This window comes from Amycolatopsis sp. NPDC004378, assembly GCF_053602455.1.
The window spans coordinates 82,867-105,318 of the sequence record NZ_JBSGDR010000012.1; the positions used below are offsets into that span (position 1 = coordinate 82,867).

The 22,452-nt window shown below is 73.8% G+C and carries 25 protein-coding genes; 14 read left to right on the forward strand and 11 right to left on the reverse strand.

All coding sequences use genetic code 11. From position 1 onward, the window contains the following. Together ACWEN0_RS30265 and ACWEN0_RS30270 are read left to right on the forward strand one after the other, a co-directional pair. Entirely contained in the window at positions 1-918 is a 918-nt protein-coding gene (locus ACWEN0_RS30265; RefSeq protein ID WP_451980981.1) for an NAD(P)-dependent oxidoreductase, read from the forward strand. A gap of 11 nt (positions 919-929) precedes the next feature. Further along, positions 930-2,066, forward strand: coding sequence for an iron-containing alcohol dehydrogenase family protein (locus ACWEN0_RS30270; RefSeq protein WP_451980984.1), 1,137 nt, complete (start codon positions 930-932; stop codon positions 2,064-2,066). Positions 2,067-2,070: 4 nt separating this feature from the next. On the opposite strand, the gene ACWEN0_RS30275 is transcribed toward ACWEN0_RS30270, so the two are convergent. The 3 genes from ACWEN0_RS30275 to ACWEN0_RS30285 all read right to left on the reverse strand — a co-directional run bounded on the left by ACWEN0_RS30275 (position 2,071) and on the right by ACWEN0_RS30285 (position 6,556). Further along, entirely contained in the window at positions 2,071-2,469 is a 399-nt protein-coding gene (locus ACWEN0_RS30275; protein ID WP_451980987.1) for a DUF6924 domain-containing protein, read from the reverse strand. 20 nt (positions 2,470-2,489) lie between these two features. Then, positions 2,490-5,231, reverse strand: coding sequence for a helix-turn-helix transcriptional regulator (locus ACWEN0_RS30280; RefSeq protein WP_451980990.1), 2,742 nt, complete (start codon positions 5,229-5,231; stop codon positions 2,490-2,492). Between the two features lie 128 nt (positions 5,232-5,359). Beyond that, positions 5,360-6,556: an amidohydrolase family protein gene (locus tag ACWEN0_RS30285; protein ID WP_451980993.1), complete on the reverse strand. Its 1,197-nt coding sequence runs from the start codon at positions 6,554-6,556 to the stop codon at positions 5,360-5,362. A gap of 482 nt (positions 6,557-7,038) precedes the next feature. Between ACWEN0_RS30285 and ACWEN0_RS30290 the strand changes: the two genes are divergently transcribed. The 4 genes from ACWEN0_RS30290 to ACWEN0_RS30305 all read left to right on the forward strand — a co-directional run bounded on the left by ACWEN0_RS30290 (position 7,039) and on the right by ACWEN0_RS30305 (position 9,692). Next, entirely contained in the window at positions 7,039-7,407 is a 369-nt protein-coding gene (locus tag ACWEN0_RS30290; protein ID WP_451980996.1) for a roadblock/LC7 domain-containing protein, read from the forward strand. A gap of 39 nt (positions 7,408-7,446) precedes the next feature. Beyond that, on the forward strand, positions 7,447-7,812 hold the full coding sequence (locus tag ACWEN0_RS30295; RefSeq protein WP_451981549.1) for a hypothetical protein: 366 nt from the start codon (positions 7,447-7,449) through the stop codon (positions 7,810-7,812). A gap of 20 nt (positions 7,813-7,832) precedes the next feature. Continuing rightward, a complete protein-coding gene (locus tag ACWEN0_RS30300; protein ID WP_451980999.1) occupies positions 7,833-8,501 on the forward strand; it encodes a hypothetical protein in 669 nt (222 codons plus the stop codon). Between the two features lie 270 nt (positions 8,502-8,771). After that, complete coding sequence (locus ACWEN0_RS30305) at positions 8,772-9,692, forward strand: anti-sigma factor RsbA family regulatory protein (RefSeq protein ID WP_451981002.1); 921 nt, start codon at positions 8,772-8,774, stop codon at positions 9,690-9,692. A gap of 15 nt (positions 9,693-9,707) precedes the next feature. Here the strand turns inward: ACWEN0_RS30305 and ACWEN0_RS30310 are convergent, their stop codons facing one another. Next, positions 9,708-10,217 (reverse strand): helix-turn-helix domain-containing protein, encoded by a 510-nt coding sequence (locus ACWEN0_RS30310; protein ID WP_451981005.1) that lies wholly within the window; start codon positions 10,215-10,217, stop codon positions 9,708-9,710. A gap of 162 nt (positions 10,218-10,379) precedes the next feature. Between ACWEN0_RS30310 and ACWEN0_RS30315 the strand changes: the two genes are divergently transcribed. The 4 genes from ACWEN0_RS30315 (at position 10,380) to ACWEN0_RS30330 (ending at position 13,173) form a co-directional block, all read left to right on the forward strand. After that, entirely contained in the window at positions 10,380-11,381 is a 1,002-nt protein-coding gene (locus ACWEN0_RS30315; protein WP_451981008.1) for an NADH-quinone oxidoreductase subunit B family protein, read from the forward strand. Then, positions 11,378-11,818, forward strand: a complete 441-nt coding sequence (locus tag ACWEN0_RS30320; protein WP_451981011.1) for a NifU family protein — start codon at positions 11,378-11,380, stop codon at positions 11,816-11,818. The genes ACWEN0_RS30315 and ACWEN0_RS30320 overlap by 4 nt, the downstream gene beginning before the upstream one ends. A gap of 26 nt (positions 11,819-11,844) precedes the next feature. Then, the gene (locus ACWEN0_RS30325) at positions 11,845-12,414 is read left to right on the forward strand and encodes a DUF5947 family protein (protein WP_451981014.1); all 570 of its coding nucleotides are present in this window, start codon (positions 11,845-11,847) and stop codon (positions 12,412-12,414) included. A 141-nt stretch (positions 12,415-12,555) separates the two neighbouring features. After that, on the forward strand, positions 12,556-13,173 hold the full coding sequence (locus tag ACWEN0_RS30330; RefSeq protein ID WP_451981017.1) for a hypothetical protein: 618 nt from the start codon (positions 12,556-12,558) through the stop codon (positions 13,171-13,173). A 44-nt stretch (positions 13,174-13,217) separates the two neighbouring features. On the opposite strand, the gene ACWEN0_RS30335 is transcribed toward ACWEN0_RS30330, so the two are convergent. After that, positions 13,218-14,309 carry an alpha/beta fold hydrolase gene (locus tag ACWEN0_RS30335; RefSeq protein WP_451981020.1) on the reverse strand — a complete coding sequence of 364 codons (1,092 nt, stop codon included), beginning with the start codon at positions 14,307-14,309 and terminating at the stop codon, positions 13,218-13,220. Beyond that, complete coding sequence (locus ACWEN0_RS30340; protein WP_451981023.1) at positions 14,300-14,890, reverse strand: hypothetical protein; 591 nt, start codon at positions 14,888-14,890, stop codon at positions 14,300-14,302. The genes ACWEN0_RS30335 and ACWEN0_RS30340 overlap by 10 nt, the downstream gene beginning before the upstream one ends. 153 nt (positions 14,891-15,043) lie before the next feature. On the opposite strand from ACWEN0_RS30340, the gene ACWEN0_RS30345 reads away from it, so the two are divergent. Beyond that, positions 15,044-15,604, forward strand: coding sequence for an RDD family protein (locus ACWEN0_RS30345; protein ID WP_451981026.1), 561 nt, complete (start codon positions 15,044-15,046; stop codon positions 15,602-15,604). On the opposite strand, the gene ACWEN0_RS30350 is transcribed toward ACWEN0_RS30345, so the two are convergent. Further along, the gene (locus tag ACWEN0_RS30350; protein ID WP_451981028.1) at positions 15,485-16,135 is read right to left on the reverse strand and encodes a response regulator; all 651 of its coding nucleotides are present in this window, start codon (positions 16,133-16,135) and stop codon (positions 15,485-15,487) included. The two genes, ACWEN0_RS30345 and ACWEN0_RS30350, sit on opposite strands and share 120 nt — an antisense overlap. A gap of 16 nt (positions 16,136-16,151) precedes the next feature. Further along, on the reverse strand, positions 16,152-17,333 hold the full coding sequence (locus tag ACWEN0_RS30355; protein ID WP_451981031.1) for a sensor histidine kinase: 1,182 nt from the start codon (positions 17,331-17,333) through the stop codon (positions 16,152-16,154). 132 nt (positions 17,334-17,465) lie between these two features. Here ACWEN0_RS30355 and ACWEN0_RS30360 point away from each other — a divergent pair, with 132 nt between their 5' ends. Further along, positions 17,466-17,915: a hypothetical protein gene (locus ACWEN0_RS30360; RefSeq protein ID WP_451981034.1), complete on the forward strand. Its 450-nt coding sequence runs from the start codon at positions 17,466-17,468 to the stop codon at positions 17,913-17,915. 3 nt (positions 17,916-17,918) lie between these two features. On the opposite strand, the gene ACWEN0_RS30365 is transcribed toward ACWEN0_RS30360, so the two are convergent. Beyond that, a complete protein-coding gene (locus ACWEN0_RS30365; protein WP_451981037.1) occupies positions 17,919-18,890 on the reverse strand; it encodes a LacI family DNA-binding transcriptional regulator in 972 nt (323 codons plus the stop codon). Between the two features lie 83 nt (positions 18,891-18,973). On the opposite strand from ACWEN0_RS30365, the gene ACWEN0_RS30370 reads away from it, so the two are divergent. Beyond that, positions 18,974-19,801, forward strand: a complete 828-nt coding sequence (locus tag ACWEN0_RS30370) for a phytanoyl-CoA dioxygenase family protein (RefSeq protein ID WP_451981039.1) — start codon at positions 18,974-18,976, stop codon at positions 19,799-19,801. Positions 19,802-19,842: 41 nt separating this feature from the next. Then, entirely contained in the window at positions 19,843-19,983 is a 141-nt protein-coding gene (locus ACWEN0_RS30375) for a hypothetical protein (protein ID WP_451981042.1), read from the forward strand. 4 nt (positions 19,984-19,987) lie between these two features. Here ACWEN0_RS30375 and ACWEN0_RS30380 read toward each other — a convergent pair whose 3' ends face one another. Continuing rightward, complete coding sequence (locus ACWEN0_RS30380; protein ID WP_451981044.1) at positions 19,988-20,380, reverse strand: hypothetical protein; 393 nt, start codon at positions 20,378-20,380, stop codon at positions 19,988-19,990. 58 nt (positions 20,381-20,438) lie between these two features. Next, positions 20,439-22,430 (reverse strand): NAD-dependent DNA ligase LigA, encoded by a 1,992-nt coding sequence (gene ligA, locus ACWEN0_RS30385; protein ID WP_451981047.1) that lies wholly within the window; start codon positions 22,428-22,430, stop codon positions 20,439-20,441. Between the last annotated feature and the right edge of the window lie 22 nt (positions 22,431-22,452).

Genomic DNA, 22,452 nt, shown 5'->3' on the forward strand with positions numbered 1-22,452 from the left:
ATGAAGATCGGTTTCATCGGCCTCGGCACCATGGGCCGTCCCATGGCCCGGCACCTGATCCTCGCCGGCCACGACCTCACGGTGCACGACGCGCGCTCCGAAGCCGCGCTCGAGCACCTCGCGCTCGGCGCGCGCTGGGTCGACAGCCCCGCCACCTGCGCCGACGGCGTCGACGTGCTCATCACCATGCTGCCGACGCCGCGCGTGGTCGAGGACGTCCTCCTGCGCGGCGGCGCGGCCGAAGCGCTCGCCCCCGGCGCGCTCTGGATCGACATGTCCACTTCGACGCCCGCGGTGGCCCGGCGCGTAGCCGAAGAAGTGCTCGACGCCCGCGGCGTCCGGCGGCTCGACGCCCCGGTCAGCGGCATGGCGCGCGGGGCCGAGGCCGGCACGCTGCAGATCTTCGCGGGCGGCGACGCGGGCGACTTCCGGGCGGCGCTGCCGCTGCTGGAGGTGCTCGGCGAGCCCGAGAAGGTGCTGCACGTCGGCGCGGCCGGGCACGGCTACACCGTCAAGCTGATGATCAACCTCCTGTGGTTCTGCCACGTCGTTGCGACGTCGGAGGTGCTCGCGATGGGCGTCAAGGCCGGCGTCGACCTCGGCGTGCTGCGCTCGGCCCTGCTGGCCAGCCCGGCCGCTTCGCACTTCCTCGAGGAGGACGTGCTGTCCATCCTGGTCGACGGCGACTACGACGACTCGTTCGCGATGGTGCTGGCCTGCAAGGACTTGGGCCTGGCCGTCGACCTCGGCCGCGACGTCGGGGTGCCGGCCGAGCTGTCCGCGCTCGTCGAGCAGATCTTCCGCCGGGCGAAGGCGGCCTACGGTGACCTCGCCGGCGAAATGAGCCCCGTCCGGTTGTACGAAACGTGGGCGGGCCGGACCTTCCGCCTGCCGATGCCCACCGTTCCGGTCGTCTGAAGGAGACCCGCATGCGCCTGTCCGTCGAGCCGACCGGCCGCACCGAGTACGGCCCCGGCGTCGTCGCCGAGCTGCCCGGCTTCGTCGAAACCCTCGGCCACTCCCGGGTGTTCGTGGTCACCGACCGCGGCCTGCGGGCCACCGGGATCGTTTCCCGGGTCGAGAAGATCCTCGCGCGCGCCGGCGTCGAGTACACCGTGCACGAGGACGTCGGCCCGAACCCCTCGACGGCCGAGCTCGACCGCGGCGCCGCGCGGCTGCGTTCCTTCGGGACGGCGGTCGTGCTCGCCCTCGGCGGCGGGTCCGCGTTGGACGCGGCGAAGGGCATTTCGCTGCTCGCGGGCAACCCGGGTGCCGCGGCGGCGGACGCGGACCGGCTGTGGGACGCGGCCGGCGGCCTGCCGCTGATCGCCGTGCCCACGACCGCGGGCACCGGCGCCGAGACCAACGGGTTCGGCGTCACCGAGGACACGTGCGCCCGCCGGAAGGTCTACATCGGACACTCGTCGGTGAAGCCGCGGATCGCCGTGCTGGACCCGGAACTGACGCTCGGCCTGCCCGCCCGGGTCACCGCCGCCACCGGCCTGGACGCGCTGGTCCACGGCATCGAGTCGCTGGCCTCACGCGGATCGACCCCGTTCTCGGCGGCCTACGCCACGCAGGCGGTGACCCTGGTCGGCCGCTGGCTCCCGGTGGCCTACCGCGACGGCGGCGACCTGGCTGCCCGGTCGGGGCTCATGCTCGGCGCGCACCTGGCCGGGCACGCGCTGACGCTGTCGGGACTCGGCCTGGTCCACGGCATCGGCCACGCGCTGACCGCGCACACGGGCACCCCGCACGGCGTCGCGCTGGCGGCGGTCCTGGAAGAGGTGATGGCGTTCAGCACCCCGGCGGCGGACCCGGCCTACGAAACGGCGGCGCGGGCGTTGCGCGTCCCGCCGTCCCCGGACTGGGCGGCCGCGGCGATCGAGGCGGTCCGCGAAATCTCGGGGGCGATCGAGATCAAGCGCCCGCTGCGCGACCTCGGCGTCACCACCGAGGACATCCCGTCGATCGCGGCGGCCGCGGTGGCCGACGCGGTCACGAAGAACGCCCCGCGGCTGCCGTCGGAAGCGGACGTGGCGGACCTGCTGCGCTCGGTGTTCTGAGCGTTCAGAAGCCGCGGAAGACGCCGTCCTCGCCCGTCGAGCCGGTGAAGTCGGCCCAGTCCATGTTGGCCAGGTTGATGTTGTTCTCCACGCTCCACAGATGCGCGGGCAGCACCCGGAAGGGCGCGCCGTCCTGGCGGGGGAGGACCTGGACCGCGAGGACGGGGTGCTCGGTGCCGGTCAAGGTCGTCTCGTCCGCGAGGAAGGAGACGGCCGGGCCCGCGGTCTGCTTGCCCCGCAGCGCTTCCGGCGTCAGGCCTTCGAACGCCGGGTCGTCGACCAGCGTGAGGTGGGCGAGGAAACCGTCTTCGCTGGGAGTCGCGACTTCCGCCGCGAGGGCGGCCCAGGCGCCGTCGTCGCCGAACCACGTGCGGACCAGGACCGGGCTGCTCGGCAACGTCATGGTTCGCACCCTGGCGGCGGTCAGGTCGTCCCGCGCTCGGGGTTCGCGGTCCGCCAGGTCGCGATCTGCGCGCGGTTCGTGAACCCCAGCTTGGTCAGGATGTGCTGCACGTGGCTTTCCGCCGTCCGCTCGGAAATGTGCAGCAGCGCGGCGATCTGCCTGTTCGTCAGGCCGTCGGCCACGTGGGTGGCGACCTCCCGTTCACGCCGGGTCAGCGGGCCCGGGGTGTCGCCGCGCAGGGTGGCGGCGAAGGCGTCGGTGTCGCGTCGCAGCACGGACATCCCGAGCCGCGTGGCCGTCGCGGACACCGACGCCGCCAGGCCCAGTGCTTCCGCGACGTCACCCGGACGCGCTCGCCGCGCCAGGACCTTCGCCAGTTCGAAGCGGGCCAGCGCCGCGTAGGGCGGGGTCCCGGCTTCGTCGTTGGCCGCGATCGCGAGCCGGAACTCCCGGACCGCCTCGTCGAGCCGGCCGAGAGCCGCCGCCGCGAGCCCGAGGTACCGGTGCGCCGAACCCGTGACGAGGATCGATCCGGCGCCGCCGGTGACGAACAACGACGCGTGCGGACGCAGGATCGCGGCCGCCCGCTCGACGGCGTCGGGCGGCCCGAACTCCGCGCCGACCTCGACGGTCACCGCGGCCACGGGCAGGATGGCCGGCACCGGAACCGGGTCGGGTGCGGCCGCCCGGCGGTAGAGCTCGCCCGCTCCGGCGCGGTCGCCCAGCTGCAGCGTCCACGCGGCGTGCAGCAGCGTGACGAACGGCGGCGCGTTCTCGGCGAAGATGCGCTCCATCGCCGGGGTCACCAGGTCGGCCCGGCCGGTGAGCCCGGCGATGGCGGCCAGCACGGTGATCGGCACGCCCTGCAGGGACATGTGCGCCCGGTCGGCGACGATCGCGAAACTCTGCTGCAGGGCCTCGACGGCTTCGTCGAACCGGCCGCGGGCGACCGCGATCGTGGCGAGGCTGCGCAGGTGGTGCCAGCGCGCGAGCGGCCGCCGCAGCCGGTCGGCCAGCTGCCGGATCGCGGTCAGCTCGTGCTCGGCTTCGCCGAACCGGCCGAGCATGAGGAGCGCGTCGAACCGCCACAACCGGCCCCACTGCGCCGCGTCGGCGTCGCCGTTGTCCTCGCCGAGGGCGATCATCCGGTGGGCGAGGGCCAGCCGCTCCTGAACGCCGCCGGGGGCCGACCGCACCATCTGCCGGGCGCGCAACGCCGACCGCAGCACGACCGGGTCGCCGAGCCGGTCGGCGATCGTCAGCGCCTCGGCGGACGCCGTCTCGGCCTCATCGCTGCCGAGGAACCCGGCTTCCCCCGCGTGCAGGGCGAGCAGCCGGGCCCGCAGCGGATCGTGGCCGGCGGGCAGTCCGGCGAGGGCTTCGCCGGCGATCTTGGCGCCGCTGAAGCTGCCCCACGGGTCGGACAGGCCTTCCATCGCCAGGGCCGTTTCGCCGAGCAGGGCGGGGTCACCGGCTTCCCGGGCCGCCTCGGCGGCGAGTTCGAGGATCCGGGAACCCCGCTCGATCTCCCCGCCGCGCAGGTGCGCGATGCCCTCCTGCCGCCGCAGCCGGGCCCGGCAGGCGGCGGACGCCGGGGCGGCTTCGAGCGCGCGCCGGTAGAGGACCGCCGCGCGTTCCCAGGCGAGCTGGGCCAGGGCCTGGTCGCCGGCGCGCTCGGCCCACTCCGCGGCCCGCGCCGCGTCACCGACGGGCAGCGACTCCAGCCAGTGGTGGGCGATCTCGGAGACCCGGGCCGGGTCCCGGTCCCCGAGCCACGCCGCCAGCCGGGCGTGCGCCGTCAGCCGAGCCGCCGTCGGCAGGCCGGTCGCCGCGGATTCGCGGATGAGGTCGTGCTTGAAGCTGTGCGCGGTGACGATGCCGGCGTCGGCGGCCTCGTCGAGATCGGTGAGGACGTCGGCCGTCGCCCGGCCGGTGACTTCGGCCAGGGCGGCGGGGTCGAGGTCGCGGCCGAGCACGGCGGCGGTCGCGACGAGCCGGCGGCACGGCTCGCTCAGCCGGGCCAGGCGCGCCCGGACGGTGTCGACCACGCCGTCCGGCAGCGCGTCCCCGTCGGTGCGGGCCAGCCGGGCCAGTTCCGCCACGAAGAACGGGTTGCCCCCCGACCGGCGGCTCACCAGTGCCGCGACGGCGGGGGAGACGTCGGCGTGCCCCAGCTGCTCGACGACCTCGGCCTCGGTGAGGCCGGCCAGCCGGATCCGGGTCAGGACCGGCTCGCGGGCCAGCGCCGCCAGCGCCGTGGTGAGCGCCTCCCGGCCGGTGGTTTCGGTGTCGCGGTAGGTCACCACGAGCATGACCGGCGCGCGGTCGAGGTCGCGGGCGAGGTGCACCAGCAACGCGAGGGAAGCCGCGTCGGCCCACTGCAGGTCGTCCAGCACCGCGAGCAGGCCGTGCGGGGTGGCCGCCTCGCGCAGGGCGTCGGCGAAGGCTTCGAAGGCGGCGAACCGCGCCTCGGCCGAGCCGCCGGCGCCGTCGATCGGGAACGGCCGCCCGAGCGAGCGGGCCAGCTGCCGGAAGACCCAGTACGGCGGGCTGCCTTCGTCGTCGCTCGCGCGGCCCCAGCCGGCCGGCACGCCCGCCCCCTCGGCGTGCCGGGCCAGCTCGCGGGCCAGGCTCGTCTTGCCGATGCCCGGCTCCCCGACGACGAGCACCAGACGGCCGCGCCCGGCCCGCGCCCCCTCGAGACCGGCGCGCAGCAGGTCCAGCTCGCCGGTCCGGCCGACGAACCCCCGACCGAGCTCCATGCGCCAGTACGATACGGCGCCCGGGCCCGCTCAGCGTGGTTCTCCGGGCCACCGGAACCGCGGCCACACCGGCGCCGGGAACCACGCGGCCCGGGCCAGTCCCGCGACGAGTGCCCTCAGGAACGTCCTCATGCGATCCACGTCCCCCGCGCGCACACGGCCCGGACCCGGCGCAGCGCGCGCGGGTCGGCCAGCGGATCACCGTCGACGGCCAGCAGGTCGGCGTCGAAGCCCGGCGCGACGCGGCCCTTGCGGTGCGCGAGCCCGCACACGCCCGCCGCGACCGAGGTGATCGCCCGCAGCGTCTCGGCCGGCGAAAGGCCGAGCTGGCGCAGCATCAGCGGCGCCCACGGCAGCACGCCGTGCGGTTTCACCGGCGCGATGCCGGCGTCGGTCCCCGCGACCACGCGCGCCCCGAGCCGGTGCAGCCGCCGGTAGTTCGCGGCGACTCCCGGCAGCCGCCGGGCGATCTCCTCGGGCGGGGCCAGGCCCTCGACCGGCACCATGCCGACGGTCGCGCCGACCGCCACGCCCCGGTCCACGAGGGCGCGCAGCAGCTCCTCGTCGTGGTCGACGCCGGTGGCGGTCCAGAACGACACGTGTTCCATGCCGTCCACGCCCGCCGCGAGGGCGTCGGCGATGGCCGGGGTGCCGTGCGCGTGGGCGGTCACCGGCAGCCCGTGGCGGTGCGCCTCGTCGACGGCGGCCCGCAGGACGGCCCGGTCGAACTGCGCGTCTTCCTGGCGCGTGCCCGGCGTCATCGTCCCGCCGCTGGCCATGATCTTGATGACGTCGGTCCCGCGGTCGACGTGCTCGCGCACCGCCCGCCGCACCCCGGCCTCGCTCGCCTCCGCGACCCCGCCGAGGAAGTGGCAGTGCCCGCCGGGGCTGGTGATCGGCGGCCCGGCGGCGACGACCGTCGGCTGGTCGGCCCGCTCGCGCAGGGCCAGGGAGAGGTAGCCGCGGTCGCCGAGGTCCCGCACGGTCGTGACGCCCGCGCGCAGCGACGCGCTCCCGGCCTCGGCCATCGCGGCCAGGGCCTGGTCGTCGTCGCGCGCGGCGAGCCGGGCGACCGGGTCGGAACTGGCGTCGAAGGCCAGGTGGACGTGCGTGTCGACCAGGCCGGGCAGCAGCGTCGTGCCGGCCAGGTCCACGACGTCGGCGCCGTCCGGCGCGGTCCCGCCGGACTCGACGCCCAGGATCGTGGCGCCGTCGAGCACCACCAGCGGGTCCGGCACCGCGGCCGCGCCCACACCGTCGAACAACCGAGCCGCACGGACCGCCGTGAGCCGGCGCCGCTCGGTCACCACAAGCTGTTTCGTCATGCGGCCCACGATCGCCGCCGCGGCCGCCGGGCGCGTCGGGGCAACTACGGAGACGCGGTACGGAGGTCGGCCGACCCGGAGCCCGCGCCGGCACACGGACGATCTTCCCGCCCGGGACCGGACGCGCCGCCACCGTCCCGCGGGCAGCGGCGCCGCCGGAAGCCGTCGTGCGGCGGTCGTCATCCGGGCAGTTCACGGGCCCGCCGGCGGCGTTCTGAGATCTTGAAACAGAAAAGAATCATGCGACGGTGATCAATGGACAACGGGCAGCGGGGGCAAATGGTGTCCCGTTTCAGAAACTAAGAGTGTTTCACCCGATCGTGTAATACTCGACTGAGTGTGCCGGGGTTGATTGGCGGCCAGTAATGATGGCGGTAGGGTTCCGCGGCGAGAGCTACCCGAACGGTTGATTGAATTCACCAGCTGTGCGCTTGTGCGATTTTCCCTGCGCGCATTCGGCGTGAAGCAGAAAGAAAAGAGTCTTGGACTTCGAAGCACTGGCCGCCGAGCTGCGCGACCTGCGGGAAACCGTTGCCGGAGTGACCGGCTCGGTGCTGGCCGCCGTCGACGGGATCCCGATCATCGCCGACGCGGACGACTACATCGACCCGGCCAAGATCTCCGCGCTCGCCGCGGCCGACCTCGGGATCGCGCGCCAGGCGGCGGAAATGACCGGGAAGGGCACGCTGAGCCAGACCGTGGTGTTCGGCAGCGACGGCTACATGGCCGTGTACGCCGTCGGACGGCTGGCGTTGATGGTCGTCCTCGGGGACAAGGGGCTCAATGTCGGGCGCCTCCTGTTCGAGGCCCGGCCGGTGATCGAACGGATCGGCGCGATCCTGGCCGCGTAGCGCAACGTTGCCGTTCAACGGAAGGAAAGCAGCATGATGATGAACATCGACACGGCGCTCAAGGAAGCAATGTCCATCACCGGTGCCGTCGGGGTCGCCCTGGTCGACTACGACAGCGGGATGTCGCTCGGCACCAGCGGGGGCGGCGAATGGCTGGACCTGGAGGTCGCGGCGGCCGGCAACACGGAGGTCGTGCGGTCGAAGATGCGGGTGATGTCCTCGCTCGCGCTGAACGACAGCATCGAGGACATCCTGATCACGCTGCACCGCCAGTACCACCTGATCCGGCTGCTGAACACGAACCGGAACTCGCTGTTCCTCTACCTGGTGCTGGACCGCGAACGGGCGAACCTGGCGCTGGCGCGGCACTACCTCAAACGCATCGAAGCCGATCTGCAGGTGTAGCGCACGGGAGGGAGGAGGCGATGACCGGAGGCGGCTCGCGGGCCGCACTCGTCATCGGCTCGGCGTTCATGCACGACCTCGGTTCGTTGTTCCCGGTGGCGATGCACCTCGCCGGCGACGAACTGGCGTTCACCTTCGTGTCGTCCTGCCCTTCGCCCGACGCCGTCGAGGAGTGGGTCGGGCTGCGCTCGGGAACCGTCGTGGCCGGCCGCGTGCTGCGGTTCGCCGTCGACGCGGACCGGCGGCGGATCCGCGTCGAGCTGGCCGGCACCGCGGTCCGCGCGCTGATCGTGCTGGCGGACGAGGCGACCGCGGCGGCGGTGCACGCCCCGCGCCTCGGCCGCTGGCAGGACCAGATGCCCTGCCTCGTGCAGCTCGCGATCGACGAGCTCGCCCGGATCCTCTCGCGGTGCCGGCACCGGGCCGGCGGCGCGGAGCCCCTGATCGACCTCGAGCTGTCGTACCGGCCGGACCGGGAGTACGACATCCGCGTGGCCGGCGCGCACGAGCGGGTGCGCGCCTTCATCCCGCCGGTCCGGCCGGTGCTGGCGGTGCGCTGGCGCTCGATGACGTCGGCGCAGCGCAAGGCGTTCCTCGACGAGCTGCCGGACGGCTCCTCGGCCCACGGCTGGCTCCGCCGCCGTCGCACCACCCGGATCCTGGGACTGGAGACGGAAGTTTCCCCCTGACCCGGCCGAAATGGTTTCGAACACCTGGTCGTCGGAATTTCTCCGAAGTAGCGTGGACAGAAGTGTCCGGCGCTCTGCCCAGCCGGAATGTCAATGGTGTCCCCGGGTGGCGGTGATTGATCGCAATTGCTCTGAACGAGTGTAATCAATTCCCCGGACACGGGCCGAATCGGCGCCGGCGAGTACGCTCCCAGCGATCCGAGGGGCTTCCCGGGGAAAGGCGATCGATATGAAGAGCGACGAAGCACGGCCTGAGCGGGCTCGGTACGCATGACGACCCCGGGCAGCCCGCGGGAGGCCGGCTTCCGCCACCAAGGGTGCCTCTACGGGAGCGACATCGAGTTCCTCGCGATGGCCGTGCCGTTCGCCCAGGACGGGTTGCGCCGCGGCGAGCCGGTCCTGGTCACCACGACGGCGGCCAACCTCGAGCTGCTGCACGCGGTGATGGGCGCCGAAGCCGGCCGGATCGCGGTCGCCGAATCGGCCTACTTCGGCCGGGCGCCGGCGAAGCTGGCCGGGGCCCTGCACCGGTACTGGACCCGGCACCGGGACACCACGCCGACCGGCACCGTGCGCATCCTCGCCGAGCCCGCGCGGTCCGGCGTGCCGCGCGACGAAGCGACGTGGCAGCGCACCGAGGCGGGGTTCAACGTGGTCCTGGCCGGCACCCGGATCTGGATGATCTGCCCGTACGACACCAGGACCGTCGACGCGACCGTGGTCGCCGACGCCCGCCGCACGCACCCCGAGTGCCTCGTCGACGGGCAGGTCCGGCCGTCCGCGCAGTTCGCCGCGCCCGAGGACGTCGGCGGGGCCGGCGCGGACCAGCAGCCGGGCCTGGCCGCCGACCTCTTCCGCTTCGAGGGGGACCTGGTCGCCGTCCGGCGGCACGTGCTCGACAGGGCGAGCGCTCTGCTTCGGTCCGAGAACGCCGCGACGCTGTTCGGTGTCGCCGTCGGCGAGGCGATCGCCTACCTGCTCGAGCGCGGCATCGACCGGGCGGCCGTCTGGGTGCGGCCTGCGGCCGGCCGGATCGTGTGCACGCTGCACAGCGACCGGCCGGTCGCGGGCCCCGCCTTCTACGGGCCGGGGACCAGCCTCTGGATGTCCGACCAGCTCTGCGAGTGGCTCGACATCAGCTCCGACGCGGCGGGCTGCACCATCGAGCTGGCGATGCCCGCCGCCGGCTGAGGACACTTGTGTCCCTCACCGCAGCCGCACGTCCCCGAACCGGTCCTCGATCCGGCGCAGGTCGCGCAGCCGGGGCTCGGTCTGGCCGCTCAGCCACCGGCCCAGCGTCTTCGCGGACACTCCCAGCTGCACGGCCGCGGTCTCCTTCGTGATCCCCTTGCCGCGCAACGCTTCCGCCAGCCACTCCGCGAAGCTGGCGGCCGCGGCCGGCGGCGGGACGACCGGGCCCGGCTGCGGGATCCGGGAGGGCAGCACGTCGAACTCGACGCGCTGGGGGTACTTCCGGCAGGAGACCTCGAGCACGCCGGCCGGTCCGGCCGCGGTCAGCAGGGCGCGCAGGATCGTGTTGCCCACCTCGCGCTCCTCGGCCTCCCCGAGCGGCGAGCCGTCGAGGCAGTCCTGGACGAATTCCCGGATTCCCGGAACGGCGGACGGCCGCGCCGGAAAGATCTTCGTGACGATTTCGACCGGGACGACCTCGATCGACTCCCCCTGCGTGCGGCCCGCCGATTCCATGACGATCATTGCCCCTTTCGCTGGGATTTTCAGTGTAGTCGGGAAAAGGTGCGGCGGGGGTGGCCGCCGGGCGATCACATGTGTCCCCGCCGCAGGTCCGGTGCCCTTGCCGCGCCTGGCCGACGGGGCTACGGTGGGCTTCCTCGCGCGCCCGCGAGGAAGGGGTCGACGATGGTCAGCGCCACCGAAGCCGGCGACGGCAATCCGCCCCCGGTCGTCCACATTCTCTGGATGAATGGCGGGCTGAGCTGTGACGGGGAATCCGTGGCCCTCACCGCGGCCACCCAGCCGAGTATCGAAGAGATCGTTCTCGGCGGCCTTCCCGGCCTTCCGGAGATCGCCATGCACTGGCCGTTCCTCGATTTCCACAGCGGCCCCGACGGCGGCTCCGACAGCTTCATCGAATGGTGGCACCGCGCGCACCGCGGGGAACTCGACCCGTTCATCCTGATCGTCGAAGGCTCGATCGCCGACGAGACGAACAAGGCCGAAGGCTACTGGTCGGGGTTCGGCACCGATCCCGGAACGGGCCAGCCCGTCACGGCGGCGGAGTGGCTCGACCGGCTGGCCCCGAAGGCGATGGCGGTCCTGGCCGTCGGCACCTGCGCCAGCTACGGCGGTGTGCACGCGATGGCGGGCAACCCGACCGGCGCCATGGGCGTGCCCGAATACCTCGGCCGCGACTGGCGGTCGCGGACCGGGCTGCCGATCGTCTGCGTGCCCGGGTGCCCGGTCCAGCCCGACAACCTCTCCGAAACCATCCTGCACCTGCTGTTCCAGGCGTCCGGGCGGGCACCGGAGATCGACGTCGACGAGGCGCTGCGGCCGAAGTGGCTGTTCGGCAACACCGTCCACGAGGGCTGCGACCGCGCCGGGTACTACGAGCAGGACGAGTTCGCCGACCGGCACGGATCGCCGCGGTGCCTGGTGAAGCTGGGGTGCTGGGGCCAGGTGGTCAAGTGCAACGTGCCCAAGCGCGGCTGGATCAACGGCGTCGGCGGCTGCCCGAACGTCGGCGGGATCTGCATCGGCTGCACCATGCCCGGGTTCCCGGACAAGTTCATGCCGTTCATGGAGGACCCGGCCGGCGCCGGTGTCCCCGGGGCGACGAGCAGCGTGTCCGGATCCGCGATCCGCATCCTGCGCGAGATCCGGACGGCGGGGGAGCGGTGACGCCCGACCTCGAAACGCTTCTGGGCGCGCTGCTGGCCGGGGAAAACCGTTGGCGCACCGAAGAAATCGTCCGGCTGCTGACGGATCTCCACGGCGAGGGCCTCGCGCGGGTCGTCGCCCTGCTGCGCGCGGACGACCCGGCGCTGGTCGAGGCGATCGCCGCCGACGAGCGGGTTTCGGGGCCGCTGACCCTGCACGACCTGCACCCCCTCGACGTGCCCGCGCGCGTCCGGCGGGCGCTCGCGGGGATGGGCGGCGAGGCCGGCTACCTGGGCACCGACGGCGCGGTGGTGCGGGTGTGGCACACCGGCGGCTGCGCGGCGCGGGCGACGGTAGAAGCCACGGTCCGCGATGCCGCACCGGAGATCGAGGGCGTCGAGTTCGTCACCGCCCTGCACCAGATCGGCATGGGACCGCCGGCGGGCCGCGCGTCATGAGTGTCCACAGTGGAGTTCCCGCCGCGGTGCGGGAACGGAGCCCGGCCCGGCCCGAACGCTGTGAGCTGTGCGGGACGCCGGTAGCCGCGCACCACGGGCACGTGGTGGACACCGGCCGCCGCGGCCTGATGTGCGCCTGCCGCGCGTGCTTCCTCCTGTTCACCCAAAGCGGCGACGCGCGCTACCGCGCGGTGCCGGAGCGCTACCTGTGGGACCCCGCGCACCCGGTGGCCTGCCTGGACTGGCGCGGACTCGGCGTCCCGGCGGGCTTCGCGTTCGTCCTGCACCGCGGCACCCGGGTCACGGCGTTCCAGCCCGGCCCGGCGGGCGCCGCGGAAACGGTCCTGCCCCCCGACCTCTGGACCGACCTGGCCGCGACCCACCCCCTGCTGGGCGCGGCGGAACCGGACGTGGAGGCGATCGTGTTCCGCGGCACCGAGCACGGCACCGGCTGCTACCTGGTCCCGGTGGACGTCTGCTACCGCCTGGTCGGAGCGGTGCGCCGGTTCTGGACGGGCCTCGACGGCGGCTGCGAGATGCACCGGCGGGTGGGCGAGCTGTTCGAGGAGATCACCCAGCGCGCGCGGCCGCTCTGAGCTTGTCACCCCGGCTGGACACGGGAATCCGGCGTACGTCGGCGTACGTATCGGAGATGCCGCTTCTGCGCCGACGCGGACACGGGCGCCCGTGCGGGATGGTCGGGCCGTCCGCACGCCGTCCCCCGAGGAGCACGCATCGTGTCCACCACCACCGCACCTCCCGGCCGCGCTCCGGCGATCGCCGGAGCGGCCGTCTTCCTGCTCGCTTTCCTGGCGGTGATGGTCGCCGGCAGCGCGCTCGGCGACCGCAGCCTGCCCCTGCCCGGCGCGCCGGCCGCCGACGTCGCGGCCTACTACACCGCCAACCCCGCCGCGGCGGTCGTCGCCGCCGTGCTGCAGGCCGTGTCCGTTCTCGGCTTCGCCGTCTTCGCCCGGGCCCTCCCGCGCAAGCCCGCCCTGACCGGGGTCGCCGTCGTTTCCGTGCTGGCCATGCTCGTCTCGAGCGCCCTCTCCGTCGCCCTGACGCTCGTCGCCGGTTCGGTATCGCTCGACGCCGTGCAGGCCTTGCGGCTGGGCACCTTCTACTCCGGAGGGGTCGTCACCGTCGTCACGCTGGGCATCTTCGTCTTCGCAGCCGCGAGGGGGTTCGCCGGACCGGCCCGGTGGTTCGGGTACGTCGCCGGCGGTCTGGCGATGCTTTCGGTGCTGTCCCTGGCCTTCGCCTACGCGAGCGCGTTCCTCCCGGTGGGCCGGGTGCTGTCGATGGTGTGGACGGTCGTCGCCGCGATCGTGCTCAGGCCGTCCCGTACCCGCTGACTTGCCGTCGGGGCCGCCGAGCGACCGGCCTTTCCCGGCGACCGCTAGCGGTTCACGGCACTGACCTCGTCCCGGACCCGGGTGCGCACGTCCGCCGCGTCGGGCGCGAGGCTCGTGCGGGCCGATGGCGGCGTGCTCCGCACCGGCCCGGCGACCGGGTACACCCGGTCTTCACCCGGCAGCGGCACGCCGGGGCAGGTCGTGGTGCCGGGCCGGGAGTTCTTGGTGAGGAAGACGTTCACCAGCCCGTCGACACACGGGTTGCCCGCCAGCGCGTACTGACCGTGGAACGGCGAGTCGTCCACCGACACCAGCGGGACGCCGGCCGAGCGCGCGCCGGCCGAAGCCTCCTCGTAGCCGGTCTGCGGGTCGAATTCGCCCTGCACGACCAGGATGTCCGCCGCCACGGCGGGCGGCACGTCCGGGAGTTCGTGCTGCGGCTCCTCGGACCAGAAGCCGCAGGTCTCACCGAGCCCGTACGCCCAGCCGAACAGCGGGTACCGCGGGCCCTGCCGGTCGCTGAGCCGCTTGTACCAGGCGGCGGACCGCGTCGGCTGGTCGCCGCACGCGACCGCGTACCGCGTGCCGGGCCGCTGCGTGTAGTCCGGCGCCGCCGCGGCCACCCGATCCGGCGTCACCGCCGCGGCCGGGACGCCGAACGCCTTGCGGGACGCGGCATCCATCGAGTCCGCCAGCGCCGGCGGGGGCGTGGCGGACGTCCCGTCGAGCGCGGCCGCGCCCTGGAGGAACACCAGCGCGCCGAGCAGCCACCGGAGCTCGCTGCCGTTGCCGACGAAGATGCCGTCGAAGGTGTCGGGGGAGACGCCGTGGCCGCCGTAGTAGGCGCGGACGCGCTCCCACTTCGACTTGACCTCGGCGGCCGTCCCGCCCAGCTGCGCGGGGAAGTTCCGGGCCAGCCACGGCAGGTAGACGTCGTCGAACTGCCGCTGGTCGATCACCGGGAACGCTTCGAAGTCCGCCTGCAGCCGGCCGTCGAAGTCGACGCTGGAGTCGAGCACGGTCTTCCCCGTGTGCGCCGGGAACAGGGACGCGTACTTGGCGCCGAGCCAGGTGCCGTAGGAGTAGCCGAGGTAGTTCAGCTTCTCGTCGCCCAGCAGCGCGCGGATCAGGTCCATGTCGTGGGCCGTCTGCCACGTCGTGACGTACGGCGCGAGCGCGTCGCTCTGGCACGCTTCGGCGATGGCGCGCGGGAGCTGCTGGTGGGCCGCGACGCTCGCCGCCGACCGGTCGCGGGCGTCGAGGGAACCCTGGGGCAGCCGTCCGACGGGGACCTGGCACCGGCCACGCCGGCATCGTCGGTGCCGGCGTGGCCGGTGCCGCGCGGGTCCATGCCGACGAAGTCGTAGAGCTCGTGCACCGTCGGCTCGAGCCCGGCGAGCGTGCCCGCCAGCGGCGTGCCCTGACCGCCCGGGCCGCCGGGGTTGAGCAGGAGCGCGCCGCGCCGTTCGCCGGTCGCGGCGGCCCGGCTGATCGACACCCGCAAGTCGGTGCCGGAGGCGGGGTTCGCCCAGTCCCGCGGCACCGTGACGAGCGCGCACCGCACGGGCTGGTCGTTCGCGGCGGGTTTGAACGGGCAGTCACCCCAGTGGAGCTGTTGCGTCGTGTACGGCGCGAGCGGGTCGGCGGCCGCGGCGGGGACCGCGGCCGCGAAGAGGGCGGCTGTCGCGGCCGCCAGTCCTGTCCGGGAGATGCGCACCGGGGCTCCTTCGTCGGCAGTGGGTGCGCCCGAGCCTGGCCCGGCCGCGGGCTCCGGTGATCAGCCCGGGGAACGAACTCCCGGGGCCCGTCTCGGCCCGGGGTATGAGGCGTTCAGCGCGCGCCCGGCCGCCGGGGCCGCGATCATGGGCCCATGACCGGTACGGGGATCGGGGTCGTCGGGCGCCGGGTCGTGCAGTTCCTCCTGGACGAGATGCTCGTCTTCGTGCCCATGCTGGTGCTCGCCATCGCCGTCGTCTGGCTGTTCCACCCGCACGGCCGGGCGCTGCTGCCGTTCCTCGAAGTCGTCGTCTACACGATGCTGGCCCTCGATTTCGCGGGGCTGTGCTTCGTCCTCGTGTGGTGGCCCTACCGGCACGGCGGCCAGACGCCGGCGATGCGCTGGCTGCGCCTGCGGGTCCAGACGCTCGAGGGCGGGCACCCGACGCTGGGCGCGTTCGTCGTGCGGGATCTGCTGATGCTCGTCGACGGCTTCGCGTGGGGCCTGGCCGGGGTCGTCGTCATGCTGGCGACGCGCCGCCGGCAGCGGTTCGGCGACGTCGTCGCGCGGACGGTCGTCGTGCGCGTCCCGCGGTCAGCGGACCAGGCCGCTTTCCCACGCCCAGATGGCGATCTCGGTGCGGTTGCGGGCGCCCAGCTTGCGCTTGGCCGCGCCGATGTGGGTTTTGACCGTGGGCAGCGAAACCACGAGTGACCGGCAGATCTCGTCGTTCGTCGCACCACTGGCCACGGCCTTCACGACGTCGAGTTCGCGCGGGGTCAGCGGGCTTTCGGGGGCCGGGGCCCGCCGGGTGTCGCGGCGCGAGAAGTGCGCCAGCAGCCGCGTGGTGATCGCGGGGGAGACGAGCGCTTCGCCGTGGGCGGCCGCGTGCACGGCTTCGACGAGCAGGTTCGGCCCGGCGTCCTTGAGCAGGAACCCGCAGGCCCCCGCCCGCAGCGCCGCGTGCACGTTCTCGTCGAGCCCGAACGTCGTCACCATCACGACGTGCAGCGGGTCCGGGACGCCCGCGCCGGCCAGGAGTTCCGTCGCGCGCAGGCCGTCGACGCCGGGCATCCGGATGTCCATCAGCGTGACGTCGGGGCGCAGTTCGCGGGCCAGGCGCACCGCCTGGTCGCCGTCGGCGGCCTCGCCGACGACTTCGATGTCCGGCTCGCCCTCGAGGATCAGCCGGAACCCCGCGCGGACCATCGCCTGGTCGTCGGCGATCAGCACTCGCGTCGGCACCCGGTCTCCCCTCGCCTCAGCCCGGTTCGAGCGGCAGCTGCGCGACGACGCGCCAGCGCCGGCCGTCCGCCGGTCCCGCCTGCACCGTACCGCCCACCGCCGCCACCCGCTCCGCCATCCCGAGCAGGCCGTAGCCACCCCGGCGGGCGGGCCGCCCGGCGCCGTCGTTGACCACCTCGACGCGCAGCGCGCCGCGGGGTTCGTGGTGGACGAACACCCGGACTTCGGCGGCGTCGGGTGCGTGCCGCCGGACGTTGGTCAGCGACTCGGTGAGCAGCCGGTGCGCCGTCGTCACCACCTCCGGCGCGACCGCCAAGGTCGCGAGGTCCGGGCTGACGTCGAGGTGGATGCGGTCGTCGTCGGGCACCGCGCGGTCGACGGCGGTGGCGAGGTCGGCGGGCGGGACGAAGAGGTCTTCTTCGCCGGTCCGCAGGGCGCCGACCAGCCGGCGCATCGCCCCGAGCGCGGCCGCGCCGGCGGTTTCGAGCTCGGCGAACGTCGCGGTGTCGCCGCCACTGCGCTCGGCGACGCGGTGCGCGGCCTGCACCCGCACGACGATGCCGGTGATCTGGTGGGCCACCAGGTCGTGCAGCTCCCGGGCCAGCCGGAGCCGTTCGGCCGAGCGGAGCTCGAGGACGTCCACCCGGTGGCGGACCTCCGCGTCGCGCAGCGCGAGCCCGCCGGCCAGCGCGCCGCCCCACAGCACCGCGGCCCCGGCGGCGTAGAGCGCGGCGGGGGAGCCGGTGCCGTAGCGCAGGATCGGGGCCAGGGTCGCGGCCGCGCCGCCGAGCACCGCTTGGACGGTGGCCGCCCGCGGCGAGAGCCGGTGGCAGCACGCCCCGACCATCAGCGCGAGCGCGAGGGACTCGGCCGCCCCGGGCTGCGGCGGGAGCCGCGCCCCCGCGATCGCCAGTGCCGCCGCGACGGCCGTGCCCAGCAGCGAAAGCCCGGAGACGACACTCGCCAGCACGGCGATGTGGTCGGGGAACCGGCGGCGGAGCACGGCCAGCAGCGCCACGACCGGCCCGACGCCCGGCGCGAACTCGACGGCGACGGTCGTCAGCTCACCCCGGCCCGCCCCGGCCCGCGCCGCCACGACCATGTCGACCACGACCAGCACACCGAGGACGACCGCTTCGGCCACCAGCGGGCCGCGGCGGCCGGTCCACGGGATGCCCGGGCGGCCTTCGAAGGTCATCTGCCGATCGTGCCGCACCCGGCGCCGCCGCGCTCCGCGCACGCCGGGAGTTCGTACCTGGGTAGGAGGCCGCGGCGAAAACTCGTACCGCCGGCTGATCGCCCGCGCCGCCGGTGCGGGCACGCTCGGCGCATGGACCGATTTCTGATGCGGGAGGCCGATGTGGCGGCCGAGACCCGGCCCGGGAAGATCGAAGGCCTGCCGGGCTGGTACTTCGTGCTCGTCGGGCTCCTGGTGGCCAGCAACGACCTCAGCCTGCAGTTCGCGGACCGGTACCCGTGGGTCGTGTACCTGCCGCTCGCGCTCGTCGCGGTGCACCTGACGCTGTGGTTCACGCTCCTGTCGCGGCGCCGCAAGTACCTGCGCGCGGTGTGGCGCAGCAAGCAGGCGCTCGGCCTGGTCGCCGTGCTCTTCGTGCTGCGGCTGGGCCTCCAGTTCGGCCTGACGAAGCTCACCGACAGCGCCGCGCCGCTGCACAGCTACACGCACCTGATCCTGGGGCTGGTCATGCTCGTCGTGACCACGGCCGGCGCGTGGTTCGACCAGTGGCTCATCCTGCGCGTGGTGAACCGGGACGCGTGAGCGTCAGCTGGAGCCGCGCACGACGAGCCGGTGCGGCGCGACGATCGACCGCGGCGGCCCGGCTCCGTCCGCCAGGCAGTCGAGGGCGAGCTCGGCGATGCGGTCCTTGTCCGGTGACACCGTCGTCAGGGCCGGGACGCTGAACCGGCCGTCCTCGATGTCGTCGAACCCCACCAGCGCCACGTCTTCCGGCACGGACACCCCGCGGTCGGCGGCGGCGCGCAGGGCGCCGAGGGCCAGTTCGTCGGTGAAGCAGAAGACGGCGTCGGGCGGCTCGGCCAGGTTCAGCAGGTCCAGCATCGCCCGGTGGCCGTCGGCCCGGTGCAGGCGCCGGACCGGGACCTCCCGCCGGGGGAGGTCCGCCAGCGCGTCGCGGTACCCGGCGAGCCGCTGGCGGGCTGTCGCGTTCAGCGACCGCGGCTGGACGCCGAGCGCCGCGATGCGCCGGCGTCCCTTGGCCAGCAGGTGCCCGGTCGCCTCGCGCGCGGCGGCGACGTTGTCGATCGCGACGTGGTCGACGCCGGCCGTGCCGTCGTGCTCGCCGAGCAGCACCAGCGGGACGGTGTCGGTGCGGGCGGTCAGCTCCGCGGGCGCGACGGCCCAGGGGCTGAACAGCACGCCGTCGACGAGCTGGCTGCGGTTGCCGTGCAGCAGCTGCTTTTCGCGTTCGGCGTCGCCGTCGGTCTGGTCGATGAGGACGGTCAAGCCCCGGCGTTCGGCGACGCGCACGGTCCGCGCGGCGAGCTCGGCGAAGTAGGGCGAATCGATCTCCGGGATGACCAGGGCGACCAGCCCGGTCCGGCCGCGGCGCAGCGTGCGGGCGGCCATGTTGGGCCGGTAGCCCAGCTCGTCGATGCTCGCCTGCACCCGCTCCCGGGTCGCCGGGGCCACGTAGCGGAAGCCGTTGACCACGTTGGACACCGTCCGCACCGACACGCCGGCGTGCTCGGCCACGTCCCGCAGTTTCGGGTTCACGTCCGCAGCGTACCTCTTGCAACGTGGCATGCCACGTTGCAAACTGAAGGCGCCACGCCGTCGTGACCACCGGAGGACCGGAAATGACCGCACTGCTCGAGACCACCGAGGTCGAAACGCTGACCGGACGCCTGTACGAGGACGGCATCATCGGCCTGCCCGGAGCGTTTTCCCGTGACTGGGTCCGGCAGCTCGGCGAAGACATCGACGCGGCGTTCGCCGAGGCCCGCGCCCGCCCGGGTGGCGCCGTCGGCCGCGGGCCCCACCGCTTCTACGTCGAGATCCACCCCGAGCAGCTGCGCGGCTTCGCCGACCTGGCCGCGCACCCGTGGATCACCGCGGTCGCCGAAGCGGTGCTGGGGCCGGACTACCGGATCGTCGAGGTCGGCTTCGACGTCCCGCTCGCCGGCGCGGTCGACCAGCCGTGGCACCGCGACTTCCCGATGCCCGGGGAAACCGCGCGCCACCGCCGGCTCAACTCGCTCGCCGTCAACGTGACCGCCGTCGACACCGAGCCCGACATGGGGCCGTTCGAGATCGCGCCCGGCACGCACTGGGACGACGGCGGCGCGTTCGAGCACGGCATGTTCCCGCCGCGTTCGGCGTACCCGCGCTACCGCTCGCTGGCCGTGCGCAAGTTCCCGCGGATGGGCGACATCTCGATCCGCTCGGCGCTGACCGTCCACCGCGGCACCGCGAACCACTCGGCGAAGTCCCGCCCGGTCCTGGTCCTGGGCCTCGACGCGCCGGGCGCGGGGAACGACGAACGCCACGACACCGCCGTGACACGTGAGTTCTGGGCGTCACTGCCGGAATCCGTGCGCGCACACCTGCACTGCCCGGTCGTCGAGACCCTGGTGCCCATCACCCAGAAGCACACCATCGAGGGACTGGTGATGGGCGAATCCTGATCCCGATGTTTGCCGGACCCCGGGCGCGGCAACACATCGGCATGGTCGAAGCAGGGATCACCGAGGTGTCGGGCCGGGCCGGGATCGTCGCGGGACTGCGGCGCGTGCTGCTGGCGTTCGGAGTCGGCGGAGCGCTCGCGTGCCTCGCCTGGATGGCGTTGTGGCTCGCGATGCACGTGTAGCCGGCTAGAACTCGTCCGACTGGGTCAGTTCGTGCTCGAGCGCGTCCGCCCGGGCGACGACCGCCTTGAGCGGGCGCTCGAACTCGTGCTCGATGCTGAGGTCCTCCAGCGGCACGGTGTGCTTGAGCAGCGCGACGCCGTCGACCACCGCGGCCCCGCCGACGGCCGAGGTCCCGGCGAGGTCGAGCAGGCGCCGCAGGTCGAGCTTGTCGGCCCAGCCGACCGGCGAGGAGATTTCGACCCACGAGCCGCCGTGCAGCTCCGCGACGTGGTGCACGGTCACCTGCTGCGTCCGGCCGTCCGGGCCCTGCAGGCGGAACCGGAGCCAGCCGTCGGTGTCCTCCAGGACCTCGTACCGCGTCCGGACATAGTTGATCACATCGGTCCAGGTGGTCACCCGCTCCGCCTCTCCCTCGGGCCTGCTGCGCGGTCGCAGCATCTCACGCCCCGCTGCGTCAGATGATTCCGGCTTCGATCAGCCGGGGCCAGATTTCGCTCTGGTCGACGACCTCGACGCCGTGCTTCTCGGCCTTCGTCAGCTTCGCGGCGCCGACGTCGGCGCCCGTGATGAGCAGGTCCGTGCTCGCCGAGACCGAGGACGCAATGGTCGCACCGGCTCGCTCGCACAGCCGCTGGAAGGTCGGCCGCGGGACCTTCTCGCCCGAGCGCGGGTCGCTGATCGAACCGGTGACCACCACGGTCTTGCCGGCCAGGGGCGCCCCGGACGCGACGACCGGCGGCAGGTCCTCCTCGCGGACGTCCAGCGACACGCCCCGCTCCCGCAGCCGCTCGAGCTCGGGCCGCAGCCTCGTGAGGTGCTCGATCAGCGAAGCGGCGACCTTCGGCCCGATGTCCTCCACGGCGACCAGCCCGTCGACCCCCGCGTCGGCGACCGCTTCCAGCGAGCCGAACCCGGCCCGGCACAGGCGGGCGGCGGTGCCCTCGGACGCCATCGGGATGGCGAGCCCGATCAGCGCCCGGCGCAGCCCGACCGCCCGGCTCCCGTCGATCGACTCGATCATGCGCGTGGCCGAGACGTCCCCGATGCGGTCGAACTCCAGCAGCCGCTCCTTGGTCAGCCGGTAGAAGTCGGAGGGGTGCTCCAGGTCGCCGGACTCGGCGAGCCGCTCGATCCAGACGCCGCCGATGGCGTCGATGTCGGCCGCGGCCCGCGACGCCCAGTGGATCAGCCGCCGCACGGTCTGCGCCGGGCAGGAGACGTTGGTGCAGAACAGTTCGCGGCTGTTGCCCTGCTCGGTCAGCGGCTGCCCGCAGGACGGGCACGCGCTGGGCGGCACGATCTCCCGCTCGTCCCCGGTGCGCTTCGAGGCGTCGAGCACACCGGCCACGAACGGGATGACGTCGCCGGCGCGGCGCACCAGCACGGTGTCGCCGATCTTGATGCCGCGCGCCTTGATGACCTCCTGGTTGGCCAGCGTCGCGCGGGTGACGGTGGTCCCGCCGACGAACACGGGTTCCAGCCAGGCGACCGGGGCGATCTTGCCGGTCTTGCCCACGTCCCAGACGACGTCGGCCAGCACGGTGGTCTTCTCCTCGGCGGCGAACTTGTAGGCGAGCGCGCCGCGCGGCGAGCTCGACCGGGTGCCGGCGGCGGCGTACGCGTCGCGGTCGGCGAGCCGCAGGACCGCGCCGTCGAGGTCGTAGTCCAAGGTGTTGCGCTGCTGCTCGATCTCGGCGATCACCGCCTGCGCGGCCGCGGCGCCGGCGCAGCGGCGCATGTCGGCCGCGGTGAAGCCGAGGGTGTGCAGCGCGCTGCCCAGGTCGGTCTCCGCGCTGTCGGGGTCGGTGTCGAGGTCGAAGGCGAAGAACCGGAGCCGCCGCTCGGCGACCGTGGCCGGGTCCTTGGCGCGCAGCGTGCCGGCGGCCGCGTTGCGCGGGTTGATCAGCGGCTTGTCCGGGTGTGCGGTGTTGTAGGCGGCGAAGGTGGACCGCAGCATGACGGCCTCCCCGCGCACCTCGACGCGCCCCGGGGCGTCGAGCCGGTCCGGCATGCCGTCGATGAGGGCGCGCGCGAGGATCGTGACGTCGTCGCCGGTCGTCCCGTCCCCGCGCGTGACGGCCCGGCTCAGCCGGCCGTTCTCGTAGACGACGGCCAGCGAAAGGCCGTCCAGCTTCGGCATGACGACGACCGGCTGGCCGGGGAAGCGGTCGAAGAAGGCCTCGACCTGCTCGGGCTTGGTCGCCTTCTCCAGGGAGAGCATCGGCCGCGAGTGCCGGATCGGCGCGTGCAGCACCGCGGGCGCGCCCACCTGCTCGAGCGGGTTCGGGTCCGGGGCGAGCTCCGGGTTCGCCTCGACCAGGGCGCGCAGCTCGTCTTCGACCGCGTCGTACTCGGCGTCGGCCACCAAGGGGGAGCCCTGGTAGTAGGCGTCGCGCAGCGCCACGATGCGATCGGCGAGTTCCTGAATGCGTTCCGGTGCTTCCACGGCCAGGACATTACCGGGCAGC